Annotated in this window: 13 protein-coding genes and 1 tRNA gene; 6 read left to right on the top strand and 8 right to left on the bottom strand. The window is 71.3% G+C overall.

Features of this window, described 5'->3' with window-relative positions:
• Window positions 1-3: 3 nt before the first annotated feature.
• From BMW88_RS07045 to BMW88_RS07020, 6 genes are all read right to left on the bottom strand, one after another.
• On the bottom strand, window positions 4-609 hold the full coding sequence (locus BMW88_RS07045; protein WP_089949784.1) for a 50S ribosomal protein L25/general stress protein Ctc: 606 nt from the start codon (window positions 607-609) through the stop codon (window positions 4-6).
• 312 nt (window positions 610-921) lie between these two features.
• Entirely contained in the window at window positions 922-1,893 is a 972-nt protein-coding gene (locus BMW88_RS07040; protein ID WP_177221020.1) for a ribose-phosphate diphosphokinase, read from the bottom strand.
• A 14-nt stretch (window positions 1,894-1,907) separates the two neighbouring features.
• Entirely contained in the window at window positions 1,908-3,377 is a 1,470-nt protein-coding gene (gene glmU, locus BMW88_RS07035; protein WP_089949782.1) for a bifunctional UDP-N-acetylglucosamine diphosphorylase/glucosamine-1-phosphate N-acetyltransferase GlmU, read from the bottom strand.
• A gap of 47 nt (window positions 3,378-3,424) precedes the next feature.
• Window positions 3,425-5,104 (bottom strand): GGDEF domain-containing protein, encoded by a 1,680-nt coding sequence (locus tag BMW88_RS07030; protein ID WP_245777610.1) that lies wholly within the window; start codon window positions 5,102-5,104, stop codon window positions 3,425-3,427.
• Between the two features lie 39 nt (window positions 5,105-5,143).
• Window positions 5,144-5,214 (bottom strand) — tRNA-Gln (locus tag BMW88_RS07025).
• An 82-nt stretch (window positions 5,215-5,296) separates the two neighbouring features.
• Window positions 5,297-6,439, bottom strand: coding sequence for an alpha/beta hydrolase family protein (locus tag BMW88_RS07020; protein WP_089949781.1), 1,143 nt, complete (start codon window positions 6,437-6,439; stop codon window positions 5,297-5,299).
• A 182-nt stretch (window positions 6,440-6,621) separates the two neighbouring features.
• On the opposite strand from BMW88_RS07020, the gene BMW88_RS07015 reads away from it, so the two are divergent.
• Window positions 6,622-7,563 carry an acyl-CoA desaturase gene (locus BMW88_RS07015; RefSeq protein WP_089949780.1) on the top strand — a complete coding sequence of 314 codons (942 nt, stop codon included), beginning with the start codon at window positions 6,622-6,624 and terminating at the stop codon, window positions 7,561-7,563.
• Between the two features lie 33 nt (window positions 7,564-7,596).
• Window positions 7,597-8,196: a TetR/AcrR family transcriptional regulator gene (locus tag BMW88_RS07010; RefSeq protein WP_089949779.1), complete on the top strand. Its 600-nt coding sequence runs from the start codon at window positions 7,597-7,599 to the stop codon at window positions 8,194-8,196.
• Between the two features lie 279 nt (window positions 8,197-8,475).
• On the opposite strand, the gene BMW88_RS07005 is transcribed toward BMW88_RS07010, so the two are convergent.
• Window positions 8,476-9,585 carry a PQQ-dependent sugar dehydrogenase gene (locus tag BMW88_RS07005; protein WP_089949778.1) on the bottom strand — a complete coding sequence of 370 codons (1,110 nt, stop codon included), beginning with the start codon at window positions 9,583-9,585 and terminating at the stop codon, window positions 8,476-8,478.
• Between the two features lie 7 nt (window positions 9,586-9,592).
• The gene (locus tag BMW88_RS07000) at window positions 9,593-10,126 is read right to left on the bottom strand and encodes a DUF4291 domain-containing protein (RefSeq protein ID WP_089949777.1); all 534 of its coding nucleotides are present in this window, start codon (window positions 10,124-10,126) and stop codon (window positions 9,593-9,595) included.
• A gap of 189 nt (window positions 10,127-10,315) precedes the next feature.
• Between BMW88_RS07000 and mfd the strand changes: the two genes are divergently transcribed.
• Genes mfd through BMW88_RS06980 form a run of 4 tightly spaced genes read left to right on the top strand, consistent with a single transcriptional unit; the run spans window position 10,316 to window position 18,943 of the window.
• Complete coding sequence (gene mfd, locus BMW88_RS06995; protein WP_177220985.1) at window positions 10,316-13,870, top strand: transcription-repair coupling factor; 3,555 nt, start codon at window positions 10,316-10,318, stop codon at window positions 13,868-13,870.
• Window positions 13,871-13,884: 14 nt separating this feature from the next.
• Window positions 13,885-14,826 carry an adenine nucleotide alpha hydrolase family protein gene (locus tag BMW88_RS06990; RefSeq protein ID WP_089949776.1) on the top strand — a complete coding sequence of 314 codons (942 nt, stop codon included), beginning with the start codon at window positions 13,885-13,887 and terminating at the stop codon, window positions 14,824-14,826.
• Window positions 14,823-15,743, top strand: coding sequence for a nucleoside triphosphate pyrophosphohydrolase (locus BMW88_RS06985; RefSeq protein ID WP_089949775.1), 921 nt, complete (start codon window positions 14,823-14,825; stop codon window positions 15,741-15,743). Before BMW88_RS06990 ends, BMW88_RS06985 begins: the two co-directional genes overlap by 4 nt.
• A gap of 29 nt (window positions 15,744-15,772) precedes the next feature.
• Window positions 15,773-18,943: a S41 family peptidase gene (locus BMW88_RS06980; RefSeq protein WP_089949774.1), complete on the top strand. Its 3,171-nt coding sequence runs from the start codon at window positions 15,773-15,775 to the stop codon at window positions 18,941-18,943.
• Window positions 18,944-19,012 lie beyond the last annotated feature (69 nt).

The raw sequence follows: 19,012 nt of genomic DNA, 5'->3' as shown, positions 1-19,012 counted from the left end.
GGCTCAGCTTTCCTCGGACGCCTCGGCGCCCGGAGCGGCAGCCTCGTCACCCTCGAGCTGCGCCGCGGACGGCGCCTCGTTGACGGCGACGACGAGAGCGTCGGCGTCGGTGATGAGGACGGCGCCCGACGGCAGCGTCAGGTCGCTCGCGTGGATCTGGGTGCCGGCGGCGACACCGGCGATCGACAGCTCGATCTGCTCCGGGATGTTGAGCGCCTCGGCCTCGATCTGGATCGTGGTGAGGTCCTGGGTCAGCAGCGTGCCCGAGGCGGGCTCGCCGGAGATGACCAGCGGCACCTCGACGGTGACCTTCTCGCCCCGCTGGACGAGGAGCAGGTCCACGTGCTCGATGTAGTTCTTGATGGGGTGCGTGGTGACGGTCTTGGTCAGCGCCAGCTCACTCCCGCCGTCGAGGGCGAGGGTGAGGACGGCGTTCTGACCGTGCTCACGGACGACACGGGCGAACTCGAGCGCCGGCAGGGCCAGGTGCTTCGGGTCGGAACCGTGGCCGTAGAGCACCGCGGGGATCTTGCCGGCGCGACGGGTACGGCGGGCGGCGCCCTTGCCGAATTCAGTGCGCTGCTCAGCGGCGAGACGGACCTCGGACACGGTGGGGTACTCCTTACAAGTCTGGCCTTGTACGTCGGGGCGGTGCACAAGTATCAGCGTTGGGTGGTGGCCAGCGGTGGCGAGCAGCGCGGGAATACGTCACACGCGCGGCATCAAGCCACCGCGTCGATCACGCCGAGCTGGGTAGCTCGCCCTCGCCGAGGCAACCCGACCAGTGTAGGTGAGCGGGTGGACGCGATCCTAATCGGGGGTCCGTAGCGCCTCCACCCACCCTTGCCGCACAACGGCACGCGGGGGCCCCGCGTTCCCCAGAAGGAAACGCGGGGCCCCCGCGTGCCGTTGAAGAGGGGGTCAGGCGTTGCCGTCGAACAGGGACGTGACGGAGCCGTCCTCGAACACTTCCTGGATCACCCTGGCCAGCAGCGGCGCGATCGAGAGCACGGTCATGCTCGGGAACCGCTTCTCCGCCGGGATGGGCAGCGTGTCGGTGAACACGACCTCGCGGGCGCCGGAGTTCTGCAGGCGCTCGCTGGCCGGGCCCGAGAGGATGCCGTGCGTGGCGGCGATCACCACGTCGGCCGCGCCCTCGTTGAGCAGCTGCTTCACCGCGCCGGCGATGGTGCCGCCGGTGTCGACCATGTCGTCGATCACGATGCAGAGCCGGCCCTCGACCTTGCCGACCACGCGGTTCGAGACGACCTCGTTCGGCCGCAGCGGGTCGCGGGTCTTGTGGATGAACGCGATCGGCGTGCCGCCCAGCGTGTCGGCCCACTTCTCGGCCAGCTTGGTGCGGCCGGAGTCGGGGGAGACGACGGTGATGTCGTGGCCCGCGTACTTGCCGCGGATGTGGTCGGCGAGCAGGGGCATGGCCCACAGGTGGTCGACCGGGCCGTCGAAGAAGCCCTGGATCTGGGCGGTGTGCAGGTCGACCGACACCAGCCGGTCCGCGCCCGCGGTCTTGAACAGGTCCGCCACCAGGCGCGCCGAGATGGGCTCGCGGCCGCGGTGCTTCTTGTCCTGCCGGCTGTACGGGTAGAACGGCATGATCACGGTGATGCGCTTGGCCGAGGCGCGCTTCAGCGCGTCGACCATGATCAGCTGTTCCATCAGCCACTGGTTGATGGGGGCGGTGTGCGACTGGATGACGAAGGCGTCACACCCGCGCACGGACTCCTCGAACCGGACGAAGATCTCGCCGTTGGCGAAGTCGTAGGCCGACTGCGGGGTCACGGTGACGTTGAGGTGCTTCGCCACCTCCTCCGTCAGCTCCGGGTAGGCACGCCCGCCGAAGAGCATCAGGTTCTTCTTCGGTGTGCCGGGCATCTGCGGGTTCACGGTCAGCGACCCTCCTCTGTCTCGTCCGCGTTCTGCTTCGCGAGGGCGGCTGCCGCTGCCTGAGCCGCGGCCGTTCCTGCACGGCGGCTGAGGACCCAGCCGTCGAGGTTGCGCTGCGGGCCGCCGGACACGGCGAGCGCGCCCGGCGGGACGTCCCGGCGCAGGACGGTCCCCGCGCCGGTGTACGCGCCGTCTCCCACGCTGACCGGCGCTACGAACATGTTGTCCGAACCGGTGCGGCAGTGGGATCCGACGATCGTGCGGTGCTTGTTCACCCCGTCGTAGTTGACAGTCACCGATGCTGCACCGATGTTGCTGTGATCGCCGATCGTGGCGTCGCCGATGTAGGACAGGTGGGGGACCTTCGAGCCCTCCCCGATCTGCGCGTTCTTGGTCTCGACGAACGTGCCGATCTTGCCCTTCACGCCCAGCGACGTGCCGGGGCGCAGGTAGGCGAACGGGCCGACGGAGGCGCCGGCGCCGATCTCCGAGTCGCTGCCGTGGGTCCGCACAACCGAGGCGCCCTCGCCGACCGTCACGCCCGACAGGGTCGTGTCCGGGCCGACGACGGCCCGCGAGCCGATCACCGTGCCCGCGCGGAGCTGCACGTTCGGCTCGATCAGCGCGTCCTGGCCGATCTTCACGTCCGCGTCGACCCACGCCGAGGACGGGTCGACGAACGTCACGCCGGCGCGCAGGTGGCCCTCGACGATGCGGCGGTTCATCTCGGCACCGACGGCGGCGAGCTGCACGCGGTCGTTGATGCCCTCGACGAGCCAGCGGTCGGACGCGATCAGCGCGCCCACGCGCTTGCCGTCGCCGCGGGCGATGCCGAGCACGTCGGTCAGGTAGAGCTCGCCCTGCGCGTTGTCGGTCGACAGCCGCGACAGGCCGTCGCGCAGCACGGCCGCGTCGAACGCGTAGACGCCGGAGTTGATCTCGGTGATCAGCTTCTCGGCGTCGGAGGCGTCCTTCTGCTCGACGATCCGCTGGACGGAGCCGTCGGCGTCGCGCACGATCCGGCCGTAGCCGGTGGGGTTGTCCGCCACGGCCGTCAGCACGGTGACCGCGTTGCCGGCGGAGGAGTGCTCGGCCAGCAGCGCCTCGAACGTGCGGGTGTCGAGCAGCGGCACGTCGCCGTAGCTCACGATCACGGTGCCGCCCAGGTCGTGCGGCAGCTCGGCCAGGCCGCACGAGACCGCGTGCCCGGTGCCCTTCTGCTCGGCCTGCACCGCGACGGTGACCTTGCGGCCGAGCGCCCCTGCGAGGGTCTCCAGATGCTCGGTGACGGCTTCACGGCCGTGGCCGACGACGACGGCCAGGTGGTCGGGATCTGTGCCGGCCGCCGCGCGCACCGCGTGTTCGACCAGTGAGCGTCCGGCGATCCGGTGCAGCACCTTGGGCGTGGACGACCGCATGCGGGTGCCTTCCCCGGCGGCGAGCACGACCGTGCTGACAGGGCCCTCGAGCATCAATGCTCTCCCTAACAGGCTGGGTGGTTCGAAGTCCGCGGACCAGCCTAAGCCTCCGCGGACGACTCCCCCGCCACCGCCGCGACCTGGCAGCCGCCCCGGCGCTTCGCCACGTACATCGCCGAGTCGGCGCGGGACAGGGCCTGGTTGGCGGATTCGCGCGGGCGCAGCGAGATGACGCCGACCGACAGCGTCACGCCGCGCGACAGGTCCATTGGCAGGCCTGCCACCGCATCCACGGCCCGTCCGAGCGCTGCCTCGGCGGCGTGCAGGGGGGCGCCCGGCAGCAGCACCACGAACTCGTCGCCGCCGTAGCGGGCGACCATGTCGTCACCCCGCAGCGCCTGCCGGAGTGTGCTGGCAATCACCCGAAGAACATCATCACCCTCGGCGTGGGAGTGCCGGTCGTTCACGCCCTTGAAGCCGTCGAGGTCCACCAGCGCGATCGAGAAGGGGTCGACCTGACCGGCGATGAGCTCGCTCATCTTGTCGTCGAGCGCGCGCCGGTTCGGCAGCCCGGTCAACGGGTCCTGCAACGCCTGCTGCGCTATCGCGCCGTGTGCGCGCGTCAGCCGTTCGTGCTCGCGGCGCGTCGTCAACGTGGCCACGCGGGACTCGCGCATCGCCCACAGCTCGGCTTCCAGCGCCGCGTTGTAGGCCTGCAGCGCCGACGTCGTGTGCGGGCCGCAGAGGTGCGCGTACTCCCGCTCCAGCGACAGCACCAGCGACGGCTCCGACGTGTCGTGCTCCATCTGCGTGCGCGTGTCGCCGAGGACCTTCAGCGCGTCGTCCAGCCGGTTCGCCTCGACCAGGCAGCGGGCCAGCGCGATCGCGACGATGATCAGCTCTCGCGCGTACATCGACAGGCCGCGCAACGACCAGAGCCGGTCGAGGTGGTCCTCGCTGGGGTTCGTGAGCGCCTGCGCGGCGCCGAGGATCGGCACCTGCTCGGCGGCGGGGAGGTCGCGCCTGCCGGGGTGCAGCGACTGCCGGAACGGCACCTCGGCCGCCTCCGCGAGGCCCGCCGCGAACGCGAACTGCTCGTGCGCCTGCTCGTGGTGGTTCACCCGTTCGAGGCGCAGCCCCCAGCCGATCCGCAGCCGGGTCCGGTTCACCAGGTGCACGTAGATCTGGTGGGGCTGGCCGCTCTCCCACAGCGGGTTGTGGCCGCGGGCGAGCACGTCGTCGGCCATCTCGTAGACGCCGAGCTGCGTCAGCACCAACGCGATGTCCTGCAACGTCGTGGCCAGGAGCTGGTCCCACGTCCGCTTGTCGAAGACCGGGTCGGTCTCCGGCCGCTCGTCGAGCATCATCGCGAGGGCGGCCGCGATCTCGGTCAGCGCCTTGTCCTCGGCGTTGCCCAGCAGGAACCGGCGTCCGCGCAACGCCCGCGCGTCCGCCTCCAGCACGATCAGGCCGTGGCGGCGGCAGTGGGTGAGCATCTCGTCGAGCTGCGGGTCGGACATGTCGACGAGGCCCGGCGTCACCAGGCGGACGACGGCCGCGGCCCTGAGGAGCTGCGCGACGATGCGGGGCTCGCCGCGGCCCTGCGCCTCGGCGAGGATGCGGTCGATCTCGGACGCCGCGTCGAGCTGCGCGGCGAGGTGGCTGCTCTGGGCCACGGCGACGAGCTCGCTCGCGCGGCCCACCAGCCACGCGTCGGACATCTCGTGGTGGCGGTGGCCCACGTTGCCCTGCTCGTCGACCGTTTCCTCGGGCAGCTCCACACCTCCCAAAGAGCGCGACCCGTGCCCTCGTGGCCCTTGCTCCGCCACCAGGATTCGAACCTGGACCATCGGAACCAAAATCCGAGGTGCTGCCTTTACACCATGGCGGAACAGGCGAACTCGCGCCCGCCCTGCGCACATGTTGTCACGACACCCTCTCTCCTTGTCCAACCGCCACTCGTCCGGCTCAGCTCATGATCCCGCCCGCACGCCGATCGACCTGGTCAGGAAGTCGCCGAGCGCGGCGCGGTAGGTGTCGGTCGCCACATTCCACCCCGAGGTGTGCCCGGCGCCGGGGATCTCGACGTACCGCAGCGGCCAGCCGAGGCCGCCCGCCGCGGTCGCGAGGTCGCGCGAGGACTGGGCGGGCACGGTGCCGTCCGCGGAGCCGTGGAAGAGCAGCGTCGGGGGCTTGACCGCCGGCGGGTTGCGCACCAGGTCGAACCGGTCGAAGTCGATGCCGGCGCGCCAGCCGGACACGAGCTCGGCGACGGGCGTGAGCCACGTGGGCACGCCCCGGTTGCGCGCCTGGAGGTCCAGCGTCTGCGTCCAGTCGGTGACGGGGGAGTCGAGCACGACCCCGCGGACCAGCGCCGCGGAGCTGGACCGGGCCAGCGTCTGGCCGATGATCGCGCCGCCCATCGACCACCCGTAGAGCACGACGTCCCGCGCTCCCCTCGACCGGGCGTACCCGATGGCGGCCTCGACGTCGCGCCACTCGGTGTCGCCGAGGTGGTAGAGGCCGTCGGGCGAGGCGGGCGCGCCCGCGTCGTTGCGGTAGGTGATCAGCAGAACGGGTAACCCGGCACCGTGGAGCTGAGGAACCACCCGCAACGCCTCTTCGCGCGAGGCGCCCCGCCCGTGCACCGTGATGACCCACGTGTCCCGCTCCGCGGGCACGAACCAGGCGGGCAGGTCGCCGAGCTCGGACGGCACGGCGACCTCGCTGTGGACCAGCCCGAGGGCGGTCTTCGGGTCGCCCTCGTGGACGTTGCTCTCGACGCGCACCCTGGTGCCCTCCGGCGGCGCGGCGCCTTCGAGCAGCGGGCGTTCGACGCGCCCGTTCCCGCGCGCGGCGACGCCGCCGACCTTGGCGGCGCCGCCGGGCCAGACGAGGCCGAACGTGCCGCGCCGCGTGGTCGCCTCCGACTCGGCGAGCACCACGTTCCCGCCGTCGGCGCCGAGCGCGGTCTCCCGGTGGTCCCGCGGCGCCGGGGCCGGTTCGAGCAGCTCGCCGCTGTAGTACCAGCCGACGCCGCCCAGGGCGGCCGTGACCAGCACGAGCACGGTGAGCAGCGAGGTCAGGGCGATCCGGGTGATCTTGCGGCTGGCCATCTCCCGATGATGCCGCGCCGCGCCCGGGACGCCGGGCGACACAGCGCGGGCAACCTGAGAACTGGCCGTGATTTCCACGTCGCGTGTGGCGGAGCGGGCCGAGCTAACTTACGCTTCCGTAAGTTACGGTTCCGTAGGTTCCACGCCTCCGGACGTCCTCCGACCCCCTCAGAGGTACCTGCATGACCACGACGATGGACCGGTCCACCGACCAGGGCCCCAAGCCGTTGTTCGACGGACGACGCAGCAACGCCGAGCAGCTCGGCGTGTACGTGTTCGTCATCGTTCCCTTCCTCGCGTTGCTCGCCGCCGTGCCCTTCGCGTGGGGATGGGGCCTGGGCTGGGTCGACGTGGCCCTTTTCGTCGCCTTCTACTACCTCTCGGGCCTCGGCGTGACGATCGGCTACCACCGGTTCTTCACGCACGGCTCGTTCAAGGCCAACCGCGCGCTGAAGATCGGTCTCGCCATCGCGGGCTCGATGGCGTTGCAGGGCCCGGTCATCGACTGGGTCGCCGACCACCGCCGCCACCACGCGTTCTCGGACCGCGAGGGCGACCCGCACTCGCCGTGGCTGTTCGGCACCGGTCCCGCGGCGCTCGCCAAGGGCTTCTGGCACGCGCACATGGGCTGGCTGTTCGACCGCGACAAGACCAACCACAAGCGCTTCGCCCCCGACCTGCTGGCCGACAAGGACATCGTCTGGGTCGACAAGCACTTCGTGCTGTGGACGACGATCTCGCTGGCCGCGCCGGGCGTCCTCGGCGGTCTGCTCACGTGGTCGTTCTGGGGCGGCCTGACCGCGTTCTTCTGGGCGGGCCTCGTCCGCGTCGCGTTCCTGCACCACGTCACGTGGTCGGTCAACTCGATCTGCCACATGGTCGGCGACCGGCCGTTCGCCGCGCGGGACCGTTCGGCCAACGTCTGGGCGCTCGCGATCCTGTCGTTCGGCGAGTCGTGGCACAACCTGCACCACGCCGACCCGACCTCCGCTCGGCACGGCGTGAAGCGCGGCCAGATCGACACCTCCGCCCGCCTGATCTGGCTGTTCGAGAAGCTCGGCTGGGCGTGGAACGTGCGCTGGCCGAGCGAGCAGCGCCTGGCCAGGATCAGCGTCCGGAAGTGACCTGCGTAGGCTGATTCGGTGGCCAGGGTCAGGATGACGGGCAAGGAACGCAGAGAACAGCTCCTGGACGTCTCCCGCGCCCTGTTCGCCGAGAAGGGCTTCGAAGCGACCTCGATCGAGGAGATCGCGCTGCGCGCGAGCGTGTCGAAGCCCGTCGTGTACGAGCACTTCGGTGGCAAGGAAGGCATATACGCCGTCGTTGTCGACCGTGAGATGCAGCGCTTGATGGATCAGATCGTGACAGCGCTGGACGGCGGCAGCCACCCTCGGGAGCTGCTGGAACACGCCGCCTGCGCGCTGCTCGACTACATCGAGGGCTCGACGGACGGGTTCCGCATCCTCGTGCGGGACTCGCCCGTCGCTTCGTCCTCCGGCACGTTCTCGTCACTGCTGAACGACATCGCGTCGCAGGTCGAGCACATCCTCGGCGTGCACTTCGCCCGGCAGGGCTACGACCGCAAGCTCGCCGCGCTGTACGCGCAGGCGCTGGTCGGGATGGTCGCGCTGACCGGGCAGTGGTGGCTCGAAGCGCGCAAGCCGAAGAAGGACGAGGTGGCGGCGCACCTGGTCAACCTGGCCTGGAAGGGCCTCTCGGCGATGGACCACAAGCCCAAGCTGCGCACCCGTTCCTGAGCCGCGCGCCCCGGTGAGCGCGTGTGCGCCACGCACACATGACTACGTCCGCGGTTGTGCGCCGCGCCCAAGATCAGCCGTGCGGTGAAACGGTGCGGGTGCCCGGGAGCGATGTCCAGGGTGGGGGCCGGGACAGCGGCTCGGAGCCCGCGAGTTCCGGTTCGTCCGTCGAGGGGTCGAACGAACCGGCGACGCGGTTCTCCCGGCTCGGCCGGGTCCCCCTCAGCGGAGGTGGCGCTCGTGTGGCAACGGACCACGCGGGCGGCCGGCCCCGCGGCCTCAGACGCCTCCCGTGAGCCTGAGGAGCTTGTCGTCCGTGCCGTTGGACGTGGTGATGTACAGCGATCCGTCCGGTGCGGTGCGTGCGGCGCGCAGGCGCCCGTAGGAGTCGTCGAGCTCCGCGGGGATGCTCACGTCCTGCACCCGGCCGGTGCCGTCGAGGGTGAACAGCAGCAGCTTCGAGCCCTTGAGGGCGGTGATCGCGAGCTTGCCGTTCCAGAACGCCGCCTGGCAGATCGCCTCGGTCGGCGACCCGGACGACCACACCGCCGGCACCGCGTCCGGGAACCGCTGCCGGTCGGTCATCGGCACGTCCTCGTCGTACCGGTTCTGCGTCCCGCCCTTGGACGGGTCCCAGCCGTAGTTGCCGCCGGCCCGCAGCAGGTTGACCTCGTCGTCGACGTCGGGCCCGTGCTCGGCGGAGAAGACCTGGTCGCTGTCCGGCCGGAACACCACGCCCTGCACGTTGCGGTGCCCGTAGCTGTAGACCCGGCGCTCGTTGGCGTTGCCCGACGAGGCGAACGGGTTGCCCTGCGCGCCCTCGCCGGTCTCGGGGTCGATCCGCAGCACCTTGCCGCCGAGGCTGGTGCGGTCCTGCGGGTTGCGGGCCTGCGCGATGTCACCGGTGGCGACGTACATCGTCCCGTCCGGCGCGAGCGTGGGCCGGCACCCCGAGTGCCGTCCGCTCTGGTTGGACGGCATCCCGGTGAGGAGGTCCTTGACCTTCGTCGCCTTGGTGCCGTCGAGGCGGAACGTCACCAGCCGCACGTCGTCCGCCGTGTTGTAGCAGACGGTGAACCGCTGGTCGTCCGGGTGGATGACCAGGCCCATCAGCCCGCCCTCGCCGCGGGCCTGCACGTCGCCCAGGTCGACGTCCACGGGCGTGACCCGGCCATCGCGGACGAGCTTGATCCGCCCGGGGCGTTCGGTGACGAGCACCGAACCGTCCCGGCGGAACCCGATGTCCCAGGCGTGCTGGAAGCCGCCCGCGACCTCCTCGACCTTCAAGCCCCGCGGCGCGGGGGCCTTCGACGGCGCGGTGCCGCCGGGTTCCGGCGAGGAACAAGCCGTGACCACCAGCACCAGCCCTGCAGCAACAAGTGCGCGCATGTCCCAACTATGCGTTTTGTGCCGTGGTGGTTCCGTAAGGCCGTTCGACGGGCAGCAGCGCACGCGCCCCTTCGAGGTCGTGTGCGCGCACTTTCTCTTGAATTTCATGCGCGAGAGGTGTCACGTCGGTGATGCCGATCGTCCACTCGTTGACGTACATCTCCACGGCCTCACGCGTCAGCCCGATCTGGATGGACCGATGCGGCAACGCCTCGTGGTGCAGGCCCCGTTCGGGATCCCACTGCACGCGCACCGGCGGCTTGCCCCTGATGTTGCTTTCGACGGCGTGTTCGACCGCCCAGTCGAACCCCGTCCGTGTGATCCGCACGGCCAGCACGCGCTCCTGGCCTTCCTTCCGGGCGTAACCGCAGCGGTACATCATCCAGAGGAACGACGGCTTGATCCACGTCATCCGCTCCATCTTGAACGGCGGCACGAACCGTTGCGCCGCCACGGCCGGATCGGCGATCGCCGGCGAGTACGCCTGGTAGACCACGATGGACTGATCGTCGTAGTCAGCCCTGATCTCTCTTGTCCCCACGCGGACAGGGTGACCGCCCTGCCTCCGCCGGATCCACCCGTTTTCGCCGTGGGCGGTGCTGCGGCTCGCGTTCCCCCCGGCGGCCGGATCACCCGATGAGGGGCGGCGGAACGGGTTAAGGTGGGTGGTGAGACCCCTCGTCCCAGGCAGGGGTCTGTCTGGCACTTCCCACTCGACGAGGTTTCCCCCATGCCGTTGCTCGGCCTGCTCGATGGTGTCCTGCCCGACAAAGCCCTCCGCACGTTGATCGACTCCGCCGGTGTTCCCGAGCTGGCGCTCGACGGCCCGCTGGCCGCCCGCCCGCTCGTCGCCGCGGCCCTGTCCACGGTCAGGCCCGTCCTCGCCGTCACGGCCACCGGGCGCGAGGCCGAAGAGCTGACCAACGTCCTGAAGGACCTCGTCGGGCCGGACAAGGTGGCGTTCTTCCCGAGCTGGGAGACGCTGCCGCACGAACGGCTGTCGCCGCGCGCGGACACGGTCGGCGCGCGCCTTCAGGTGCTGCGCAGGCTCAAGCACCCCGAGGGCGAGCCGATCAGGGTCCTCGTCACGACGGTCCGCAGCCTCATCCAGCCGATGGCGCCCGACCTGGGCGAGCTCAAGCCCGTGCACCTGGTGGTCGGCGAGGAGCAGGACTTCGCCGAGCTGGTCGTGCGCCTGGCCGAGAACGCCTACACCCGCGTCGACATGGTCGAGAAGCGCGGCGAGTACGCCACCCGCGGCGGCATCCTCGACATCTTCCCGCCGACGGCGGAGCACCCGTTCCGCGTCGAGTTCTGGGGCGACGAGGTCAGCGAGATCCGGCCGTTCTCCGTGCAGGACCAGCGGTCGCTGCCGGAGGAGGTCACGGGCTTCGTCGCGCCGCCGTGCCGCGAGCTGCTGCTGACCGGGGACGTCAAGCGGCGCGCGGCCGAGCTCGCGCAGGAGCACCCGTCCGACGCGCACCTCGCGGAGATGCTGGAGAAGATCTCCAACGGCATCGCGGTCGAGGGCATGGAGGCGCTCATCCCGGCGCTGTGCCCCGGCGAGCTCCAGCTCCTCACCGACGTCGTGCCGCGCGGCACGCACGTCCTGCTCAACGACCCGGAGAAGATCCGGGCCCGCGCGGCCGACCTGGTGCGCACGGGCCAGGAGTTCCTCGAGGCGTCCTGGATGGCCGCCGCGTCGGGCGGCAAGGCGCCGATCGACCTCGGGCGCAGCGCCTACCAGGGCCTCGGCGAGATCGCCGGGCACGCGAAGGGCAGCGACCGTCCCTGGTGGACGCTCAGCCAGCTCACCACCGACGCGCCGGACGTGGTGCACCTCGACGTCAAGCCCGTCGAGGCCTACCAGGGCGACGTCGAGCGGGCGTTCGCGGACCTCAAGACGCACACCGCGACCGGCGGCGCGGCCGTGCTGGTCGTGCCCGGCGCCGGTACCGCGCAGCGGGCCGTGGAGCGGTTGAAGGAAGCCGACGTCTCCGCGGTCTGCGTCGACTCCCTCGACGCGGCGCCGAAGGCGAGCACCGTCACGGTCGTGCGCGGTGCTCTCGAGGACGGCTTCGTGCTGCCGGACCTCGCGCTGGTCGTGCTCACCGAGACCGACCTGACCGGTGGCCGCGGTGGAACGTCCACCAAGGACATGCGCCGGATGCCGTCCAAGCGGCGCAACGCGGTCGACCCGCTGGCGCTCAAGGCCGGCGACTTCGTGGTGCACGAGCAGCACGGCATCGGCAAGTACGTGGAGATGGTCCAGCGCACCGTCGCCGGGGCCACCCGCGAGTACCTCGTCCTCGAGTACGCGTCGTCCAAGCGCGGCCAGCCGGGGGACCGGCTGTTCGTCCCGACCGACCAGCTCGACGAGGTGTCGCGGTACGTCGGCGGCGAGCTGCCGACGCTCAACAAGCTCGGCGGCAGCGACTGGAAGAACACGAAGTCCAAGGCGCGCAAGGCGGTCAAGCAGATCGCGGCCGAGCTGGTGCAGCTCTACGCGGCCCGGCAGAGCGCCCCCGGCCACGCGTTCGCGAGCGACACGCCCTGGCAGCGGGAGCTGGAGGACGCGTTCGCGTTCACCGAGACGCAGGACCAGATGGCCGCGATCGACGAGGTCAAGGCCGACATGGAGCGGTCCGTGCCGATGGACCGCGTCATCTGCGGTGACGTCGGCTACGGCAAGACGGAGATCGCGGTCCGCGCCGCGTTCAAGGCGGTGCAGGACGGCAAGCAGGTCGCCGTGCTGGTGCCGACGACGCTGCTCGCCCAGCAGCACCTCAACACGTTCTCCGAGCGCATGCGGCAGTTCCCGGTGAACGTCAAGGGGCTCAGCAGGTTCACCGATCCCGCCGAGTCCGAGCAGGTGGTCGCCGGGCTCGCGGACGGCGAGGTCGACATCGTCATCGGCACGCACCGGCTGTTGCAGAAGTCCGTGCGGTACAAGGACCTCGGCCTCGTGATCGTCGACGAGGAGCAGCGGTTCGGCGTGGAGCACAAGGAGCACATCAAGGCGCTGCGCACGCACGTCGACGTGCTGACGATGTCCGCGACGCCGATCCCGCGCACGCTGGAGATGTCGCTCGCCGGCATCCGCGAGATGTCGACGATCCTGACCCCGCCCGAGGAACGGCACCCGATCCTCACCTACGTCGGCGCGTACGACGACAAGCAGGTCGCCGCCGCGATCCGCCGCGAGCTGCTGCGCGACGGCCAGGTGTTCTACGTGCACAACCGGGTCTCGACGATCGAGAAAGCCGCGAAGCGCATCCGCGAGCTGGTGCCGGAGGCCCGCGTCGTGACCGGCCACGGCCAGATGAACGAGGACAAGCTCGAACACCTCATCCAGGGGTTCTGGGAACGCGAGTACGACGTGCTCGTCTGCACCACGATCGTCGAGACCGGCCTCGACATCTCCAACGCCAACACGCTGATCGTCGAGCGCGGCGACCTGCTCGGCCTCGCCCAGCTCCACCAGCTCCGCGGCCGGGTCGGCCGCGGCCGCGAACGCGGGTACGCCTACTTCCTGTACCCGGCCGAGACGCCGCTGACCGAGCACGCGCACGACCGGCTCGCGACGATCGCGCAGAACACCGAGCTGGGCGCCGGCATGGCCGTCGCGATGAAGGACCTGGAGATCCGCGGCGCCGGCAACATCCTCGGCGCCGAGCAGTCCGGGCACATCGCGGGCGTCGGCTTCGACCTCTACGTGCGCCTGGTCGGCGAGGCCGTCGAGGCGTTCCGCAAGCACGCGGGAGCCGACGGGGGCGCCGAGGAGGAGGAGCTCGCCGAGGTCCGCGTCGACCTCCCCGTCGACGCGCACATCCCGCACGAGTACGTGCCGGGCGAGCGGCTCCGGCTGGAGGCCTACCGCAAGATCGCCGCGGCCTCGGACGAGGCCGCGCTCGCCTCCGTCTGGGAGGAGCTCAAGGACCGCTACGGCACGCCGCCGGAGCCGGTCGAGCGCCTGCTCGGCGTGGCCAGGCTGCGGCACGCCTGCCGCCGCCACGGGGTCGCCGAGGTGATCGCCATGGGCCAGAACGTGCGGTTCGCGAAGCTGGAGCTGCGCGACTCCCAGCTCGTCAGGCTGAGGCGCCTGTTCCCGAAGGCCGTCTACAAGCAGGCCGTGGGCACGATCACGGTGCCGAGGCCGACCGAGGGAGCGGCGGGCGGCCGAATGGGTGCACCGCAGCTACGTGACCAGGAGCTGCTGGACTGGTGCGCCGCGTTCCTCGACTCGGTGGCGGGGACTCCCGTGACCGGAGTCACCACGGCGTGAGAGGGTAGATCCTCGTGAGCACTGTTCTGAAGCGTTTCTCGCTGGTCGGTGTTGCCGTGACCCTCCTGGTCACCGGATGCGGCACCGGGCCTGCCAAGGCCGGTTCGGCCGCGATCGTCGGTGGTCAGGCGATCGACCTGGAGACCGTCCAGGACCGCACCGTCACGGTGCTCAAGAAGGAGCCCGCGGCCCAGCAGATGCAGGGCCAGGGCAAGCTCGACCAGGTCTCGCGGCTGGTGCTGGCCGACGAGATCACCCACCGGATCGCCGACCACGCCGCGCAGCGCGAGAACATCACGGTCGACGAGACCAAGGTGTACGACGCGGTGCAGGAGAAGGGCGGGCCGGAGGAGGCCTCCAAGCAGAGCGAGCAGGACGCCACCACGATCCACCGCCGTCAGCGCGACGTGCTGGTCATGGGTGAGCTCGCCCGCCGCAACCTCTCCACGCTCGAGGTCGTGATCGACTTCTTCCAGGTCAAGGACCCGAAGGAGGCGAAGGAGAAGGCCGCGGAGGTCGCGGCCGACTCGGCGAAGATGGCGCGGTTCGTGCAGGAGGCCCCGCGCACCACCGGCGGCCAGCAGGCGTCGGCGGCGAACCAGAAGGTCCGCGTCACCGAGAACCCGTCGCTGGTGCACACGATGCTGTGGGGCGTGAAGCCCGGCACCGTCGTCGCGTTCCCCGCCGACGAGCAGCAGTCGAGCTGGATGGTCGCGCTGGTCAAGGAGCGCAACACCGTCTCGCCGACGCCGGGTGAGGACGACCTGGCCGAGCGCATCGACCCGCGCCTGCTCGCCGCGTTCGGCCTGCGGATCGCGCAGTACCTGGCCGCCGACCTGCCGATCGAGGTCAACCCCCGCTACGGCGTGTGGGACCCGACCGACGCGACCGTCGTCGCCGTCGACGGCGAGAAGGCCGGGTTCGTCGGCGTGGCCTCGACCAAGAACAAGTCTTGATCACCGTCGTCGTCCCCAGCGAGCGGCTCGGCGGAGTCCTGCCCGCCGCCGCCCTGCCCGCGTTGCGCACGGCCAAGGCCGTCTACGCGGGTGAGGGCGTCGCCGCGGAGTCCTGGGCCGCGTTCGGCGTCGACGGGCCAGCGCCCGCCGTCGTCGAGGACGGCGCGGTGGTGATCACGACCGCGCCGGACGCCTACCCGGACGCGCGGGTGATCACGACGCCCGAGCCGATGGGCGCCGCGCTGCTCGACGCCGCCGCCGTGATGCACCGGCTGCGGTCGCCGGGCGGGTGCCCGTGGGACGCGGAGCAGGACCACGAGTCGTTGCGGCAGTACCTGGTCGAGGAGACCTTCGAGCTGCTGGAGGCCATCGAGGACGGCGACCGCGCGGCGATGCGCGAGGAGCTGGGCGACGTCCTGCTCCAGGTGCTGTTCCACGCTCGGGTCGCGGCCGAGGACGCGGACGACCCGTTCGACGTCGACGAGGTGGCGACCGGCCTGGTCGCGAAGCTCGTCGGCCGGCACCCGCACGTCTTCGAGGGCCACGACCCGGCGGTGCACGACGCGACCTCGCAGGAGCACCGGTGGGAGGAGCTCAAGCAGGCCGAGAAGCGGCGCGAGTCCAGTGTGGACGGCGTCGCGCTCGGCCAGCCGGCCGTCGCGCTGGCCGCGAAGCTGGTCCAGCGCACCGCACGGGCGGGTTTCCCCGTCGACCTGCTGCCGGAGGGCGACGACCCGGGAACGACGTTGTTCGCCGTGACGGCGCTGGCCAAGCTGGCGGGCGAGGACCCGGAGACGGAGCTGCGCCAGGTGTGCCGCCGGTTCGCCGCGAATGTCCGCCTCGCCGAGGCGAAGGCGCGGGCCGAAGGCCTGGGTTCGCTCGCGGCTGAGGACTGGCGGCGTTTTTGGCCCTCCTGAACCGCTGAGCGTGGGCTAACGTCGATCACGTGACTTACCTGCGGTATCCGCACCTGCGCGGTGACTTGGTGACGTTCGTGGCCGAGGACGACGTGTGGCTCGCGCCCGTCGGAGGAGGAAGGGCCTGGCGGGCGTCCGCCGACCAGGTGCCCGCCCGCTCGCCCCGGTTCTCCCCCGACGGCACGCACCTCGCGTGGGCCAGCGCGGTCGACGGCGCCCCCGAGGTGCGCGTGGCGCCTGTGGACGGTGGACCGGCGCGCCGGTTGACGCATTGGGGCGTGAGCCGCACGGCGGTGTCCGGGTGGACGCCGGACGGACGAGTGCTCGCCGTGTCGACCACCGGGCAGATGTCGCGCAACCGCAAGCAGGCGCACGCCGTTCCGCTGGACGGCGGACCGGCCGAGCTGCTGCCGTACGGCTGGGTGAACGACGTCTCGTTCGGACCGGACGGCCAGGTCGTCACGTCGTCGAGCTACATGCAGGAACCCGCGTCCTGGAAGCGCTACCGCGGCGGCACGGCGGGCAAGCTGTGGGTCGACCTCGACGGTTCCGGTGACTTCACCCGGATCCTCGGCGACCTCAAGTCGACGTTGTCGAACCCGATGTGGATCGGCGAGCGGATCGCGTTCCTGTCCGACCACGAGGGCGTCGGCAGCGTGTACTCCGTGCTGCCGGACGGCACCGACCTGCGCCGCCACACCGAGGGGGAGTTCTACGCGCGCAACGCCTCCAGCGACGGCTCGCGGGTGATCTTCCACCAGGCCGGCGAGCTGTGGCTGCTGGAGGGCCTGTCCGAGCTGCGCAAGCTCGACATCAGGCTCGGCGGTCCGCGCACCGGGCGGCAACCGCACCACGTCAAGGCTTCCGGCAACGTCGAGTCGTTCAGCGTCGACCACACCGGCCGCGCCTCGGCCGTCGAGGTCCGCGGTTCCGTGCACTGGGTGACGCACCGCGACGGTCCCGTGCGCGTGCTGGCCGACCGCTCGGACGTGCGGGCGCGGCTGCCGAAGGTCCTGGGCGAGTCCGGCCACGTGGTGTGGGTGACGGACGCCGAGGGCGAGGAGGCCCTGGAGATCGCGCCGGTCGGCGGCGCCGAGCCGGGCAGCACCGCGCGCCGCGTCGCCTCCGGCCGGCTGGGCCGGGTGATGTCCCTGGCCGCCGCGCCGGACGGCTCGCGCGTCGCCGTCGCCACGCACGACGGCCGGCTGTTGCTGGTGGACATCGCCTCCGGCGAGGTGCGCGAGGTCGTCTCCGGGGCGAACGCGCACATCACGCACCTCGCGTTCTCGCCGGACTCGGCGTGGCTCGCGTGGTCGCACCCCGGCCCGATCCCGCTGCGGCACATCAAGATGGCCAACGCGGCCGACCTGTCCGTCGTGGACGTGACACCGCTGCGGTTCGCCGACTTCGCGCCGACGTTCACCGAGGACGGCAAGCACCTCGCGTTCCTGTCGATCCGGACGTTCGACCCGGTCTACGACGCGCACGTGTTCGACCTGTCGTTCCCCACGGGCTGCCGCCCGCACCTCGTGCCGCTGGCCGCCACCACGCCGTCGCCGTTCGCCCCGATGCACGGCGGGCGCCCGGTCGGGGACGAGGACAAGGACTCCGAGGACGACGACGAGAAGGTGCCGGTCACCAGGGTCGACATCGAGGGCCTCGCCGACCGCGTCGTGCCCGTGCCCGTGGCGGCCGCCGAGTACGTCTCGCTCAAGGCCGCCCGCGGTGGGCTGCTGTGGCTGCGGCGGCCGTTGCTCGGGGTGCTGGGCGACAACCTGCCCACGCCGGACGCCCGCCCGCCGCGCACGGTGCTGGAGCGGTTCGACTTCGCGAAGCAGAAGACGGAGTGCCTGGCCGACAGCGCGGAGGCGTTCGCGGTGTCCGGCGACGGCAAGCGGATGGTCGTCGAGGACCGCGGCGACCTGAGGGTCGTGCCGACCGACAGCAAGGCGGACGAGGACTCGGCCGACTACGTGGAGGTCGACCTGGCCCGCGTGCGGGTCGTCGTCGACCCGGCCGCCGAGTGGGCGCAGATGTACGCCGAGAACGGGCGGCTCATGCGCGACCACTTCTGGCGCACCGACATGGGCGGCGTCGACTGGCAGGGCGAGCTCGACCGCTACCGGCCGCTGGTGGCCGAGGTGGGCAGCCACGACGACCTCGTCGACCTGCTCTGGGAGGTGCAGGGCGAGCTCGGCACCTCGCACGCCTACGTGTGGGGCTCGGCACCGCACGTGCCGGCGTCGCGCCGTCAGGGCCTGCTGGGAGCCGATCTGGTCCGCGAGGGCGACTCGTGGGTCGTGCAGCGGGTGATCCCCGGGGAGACGTCCGACCCGCACGCCCGATCGCCGTTGGCCGCCCCAGGGGTGGCCGTGCGCGCGGGTGACGCCCTGGTCGCCGTCGACGGCCGTCCGGTCGGCCTGGCCGGTCCCGGCGCGCTGCTGGTGGGCACCGCGGGCAAGCCCGTGGAGCTGACCGTGCGGCCCGCCGGTGGTGGCGAGCTGCGCCGGGTGGTCGTGGTGCCGCTGGCCGACGAGGAGCCCCTGCGCTACCACGACTGGGTCGCGAACCGGCGTGCGTTCACCCACGCGCGGTCCGGCGGCCGGGTGGGCTACCTGCACGTGCCGGACATGATGGGCGCCGGCTGGGCCCAGCTGCACCGCGACCTGCGGGTGGAGCTGGCGCGCGAGGCGTTGGTGCTCGACGTCCGGGAGAACGGCGGCGGCCACACCTCGCAGCTCGTGATCGAGAAGCTCGGCCGCAAGGTGATCGGCTGGTCGGTGGCCCGCGGGTACACGGCGTCCGAGTCGTACCCGCAGGACGCGCCGCGCGGCCCGGTCGTCGCGGTGGCCGACGAGTACGCCGGTTCGGACGGCGACATCGTCAACGTGGCCATCAAGGAGCTGGGAATCGGCCCCGTCGTCGGCGTGCGCACCTGGGGCGGTGTCATCGGCATCGACATGCTCTACACGCTCGTCGACGGCACCATGGTCACCCAGCCGAGGTACGCGTCGTGGTTCAAGGGCCACGGCTGGGCGGTGGAGAACTACGGCGTCGACCCGGACGTTGAGGTGGTCATGACGCCCGCCGACCGCGTTTCCGGCCGTGATCCCCAGTTGGAGAAGGCCGTGTCGCTGGCGCTGGAGACCTTGTCGGCCTCACCGGCCGCTCACGCTCCGGAGTTGCCGCCGCTGGCCTGACAACCCCATCGTGTCACCGGAGAACTGTGACGGACTGTTCCATGTGGACGATCAACTACATGGAACAGT

This window comes from Lentzea xinjiangensis, from assembly GCF_900110955.1.
Taxonomy (GTDB): Bacteria; Actinomycetota; Actinomycetes; order Mycobacteriales; family Pseudonocardiaceae; genus Lentzea; species Lentzea xinjiangensis.
This window is presented reverse-complemented; position numbering and strand designations above follow the sequence as displayed.

What these genes read in the sequence shown, in the direction of transcription:
- BMW88_RS07040 (WP_177221020.1), bottom strand. Translation starts at nt 1,893, where the DNA reads ATGCCCGGCACACCGAAGAAGAACCTGATGCTCTTCGGCGGGCGTGCC.
- glmU (WP_089949782.1), bottom strand. Translation starts at nt 3,377, where the DNA reads ATGCTCGAGGGCCCTGTCAGCACGGTCGTGCTCGCCGCCGGGGAAGGC.
- BMW88_RS07020 (WP_089949781.1), bottom strand. Translation starts at nt 6,439, where the DNA reads ATGGCCAGCCGCAAGATCACCCGGATCGCCCTGACCTCGCTGCTCACC.
- BMW88_RS07015 (WP_089949780.1), top strand. Translation starts at nt 6,622, where the DNA reads ATGACCACGACGATGGACCGGTCCACCGACCAGGGCCCCAAGCCGTTG.
- BMW88_RS07010 (WP_089949779.1), top strand. Translation starts at nt 7,597, where the DNA reads ATGACGGGCAAGGAACGCAGAGAACAGCTCCTGGACGTCTCCCGCGCC.
- BMW88_RS07005 (WP_089949778.1), bottom strand. Translation starts at nt 9,585, where the DNA reads ATGCGCGCACTTGTTGCTGCAGGGCTGGTGCTGGTGGTCACGGCTTGT.
- mfd (WP_177220985.1), top strand. Translation starts at nt 10,316, where the DNA reads ATGCCGTTGCTCGGCCTGCTCGATGGTGTCCTGCCCGACAAAGCCCTC.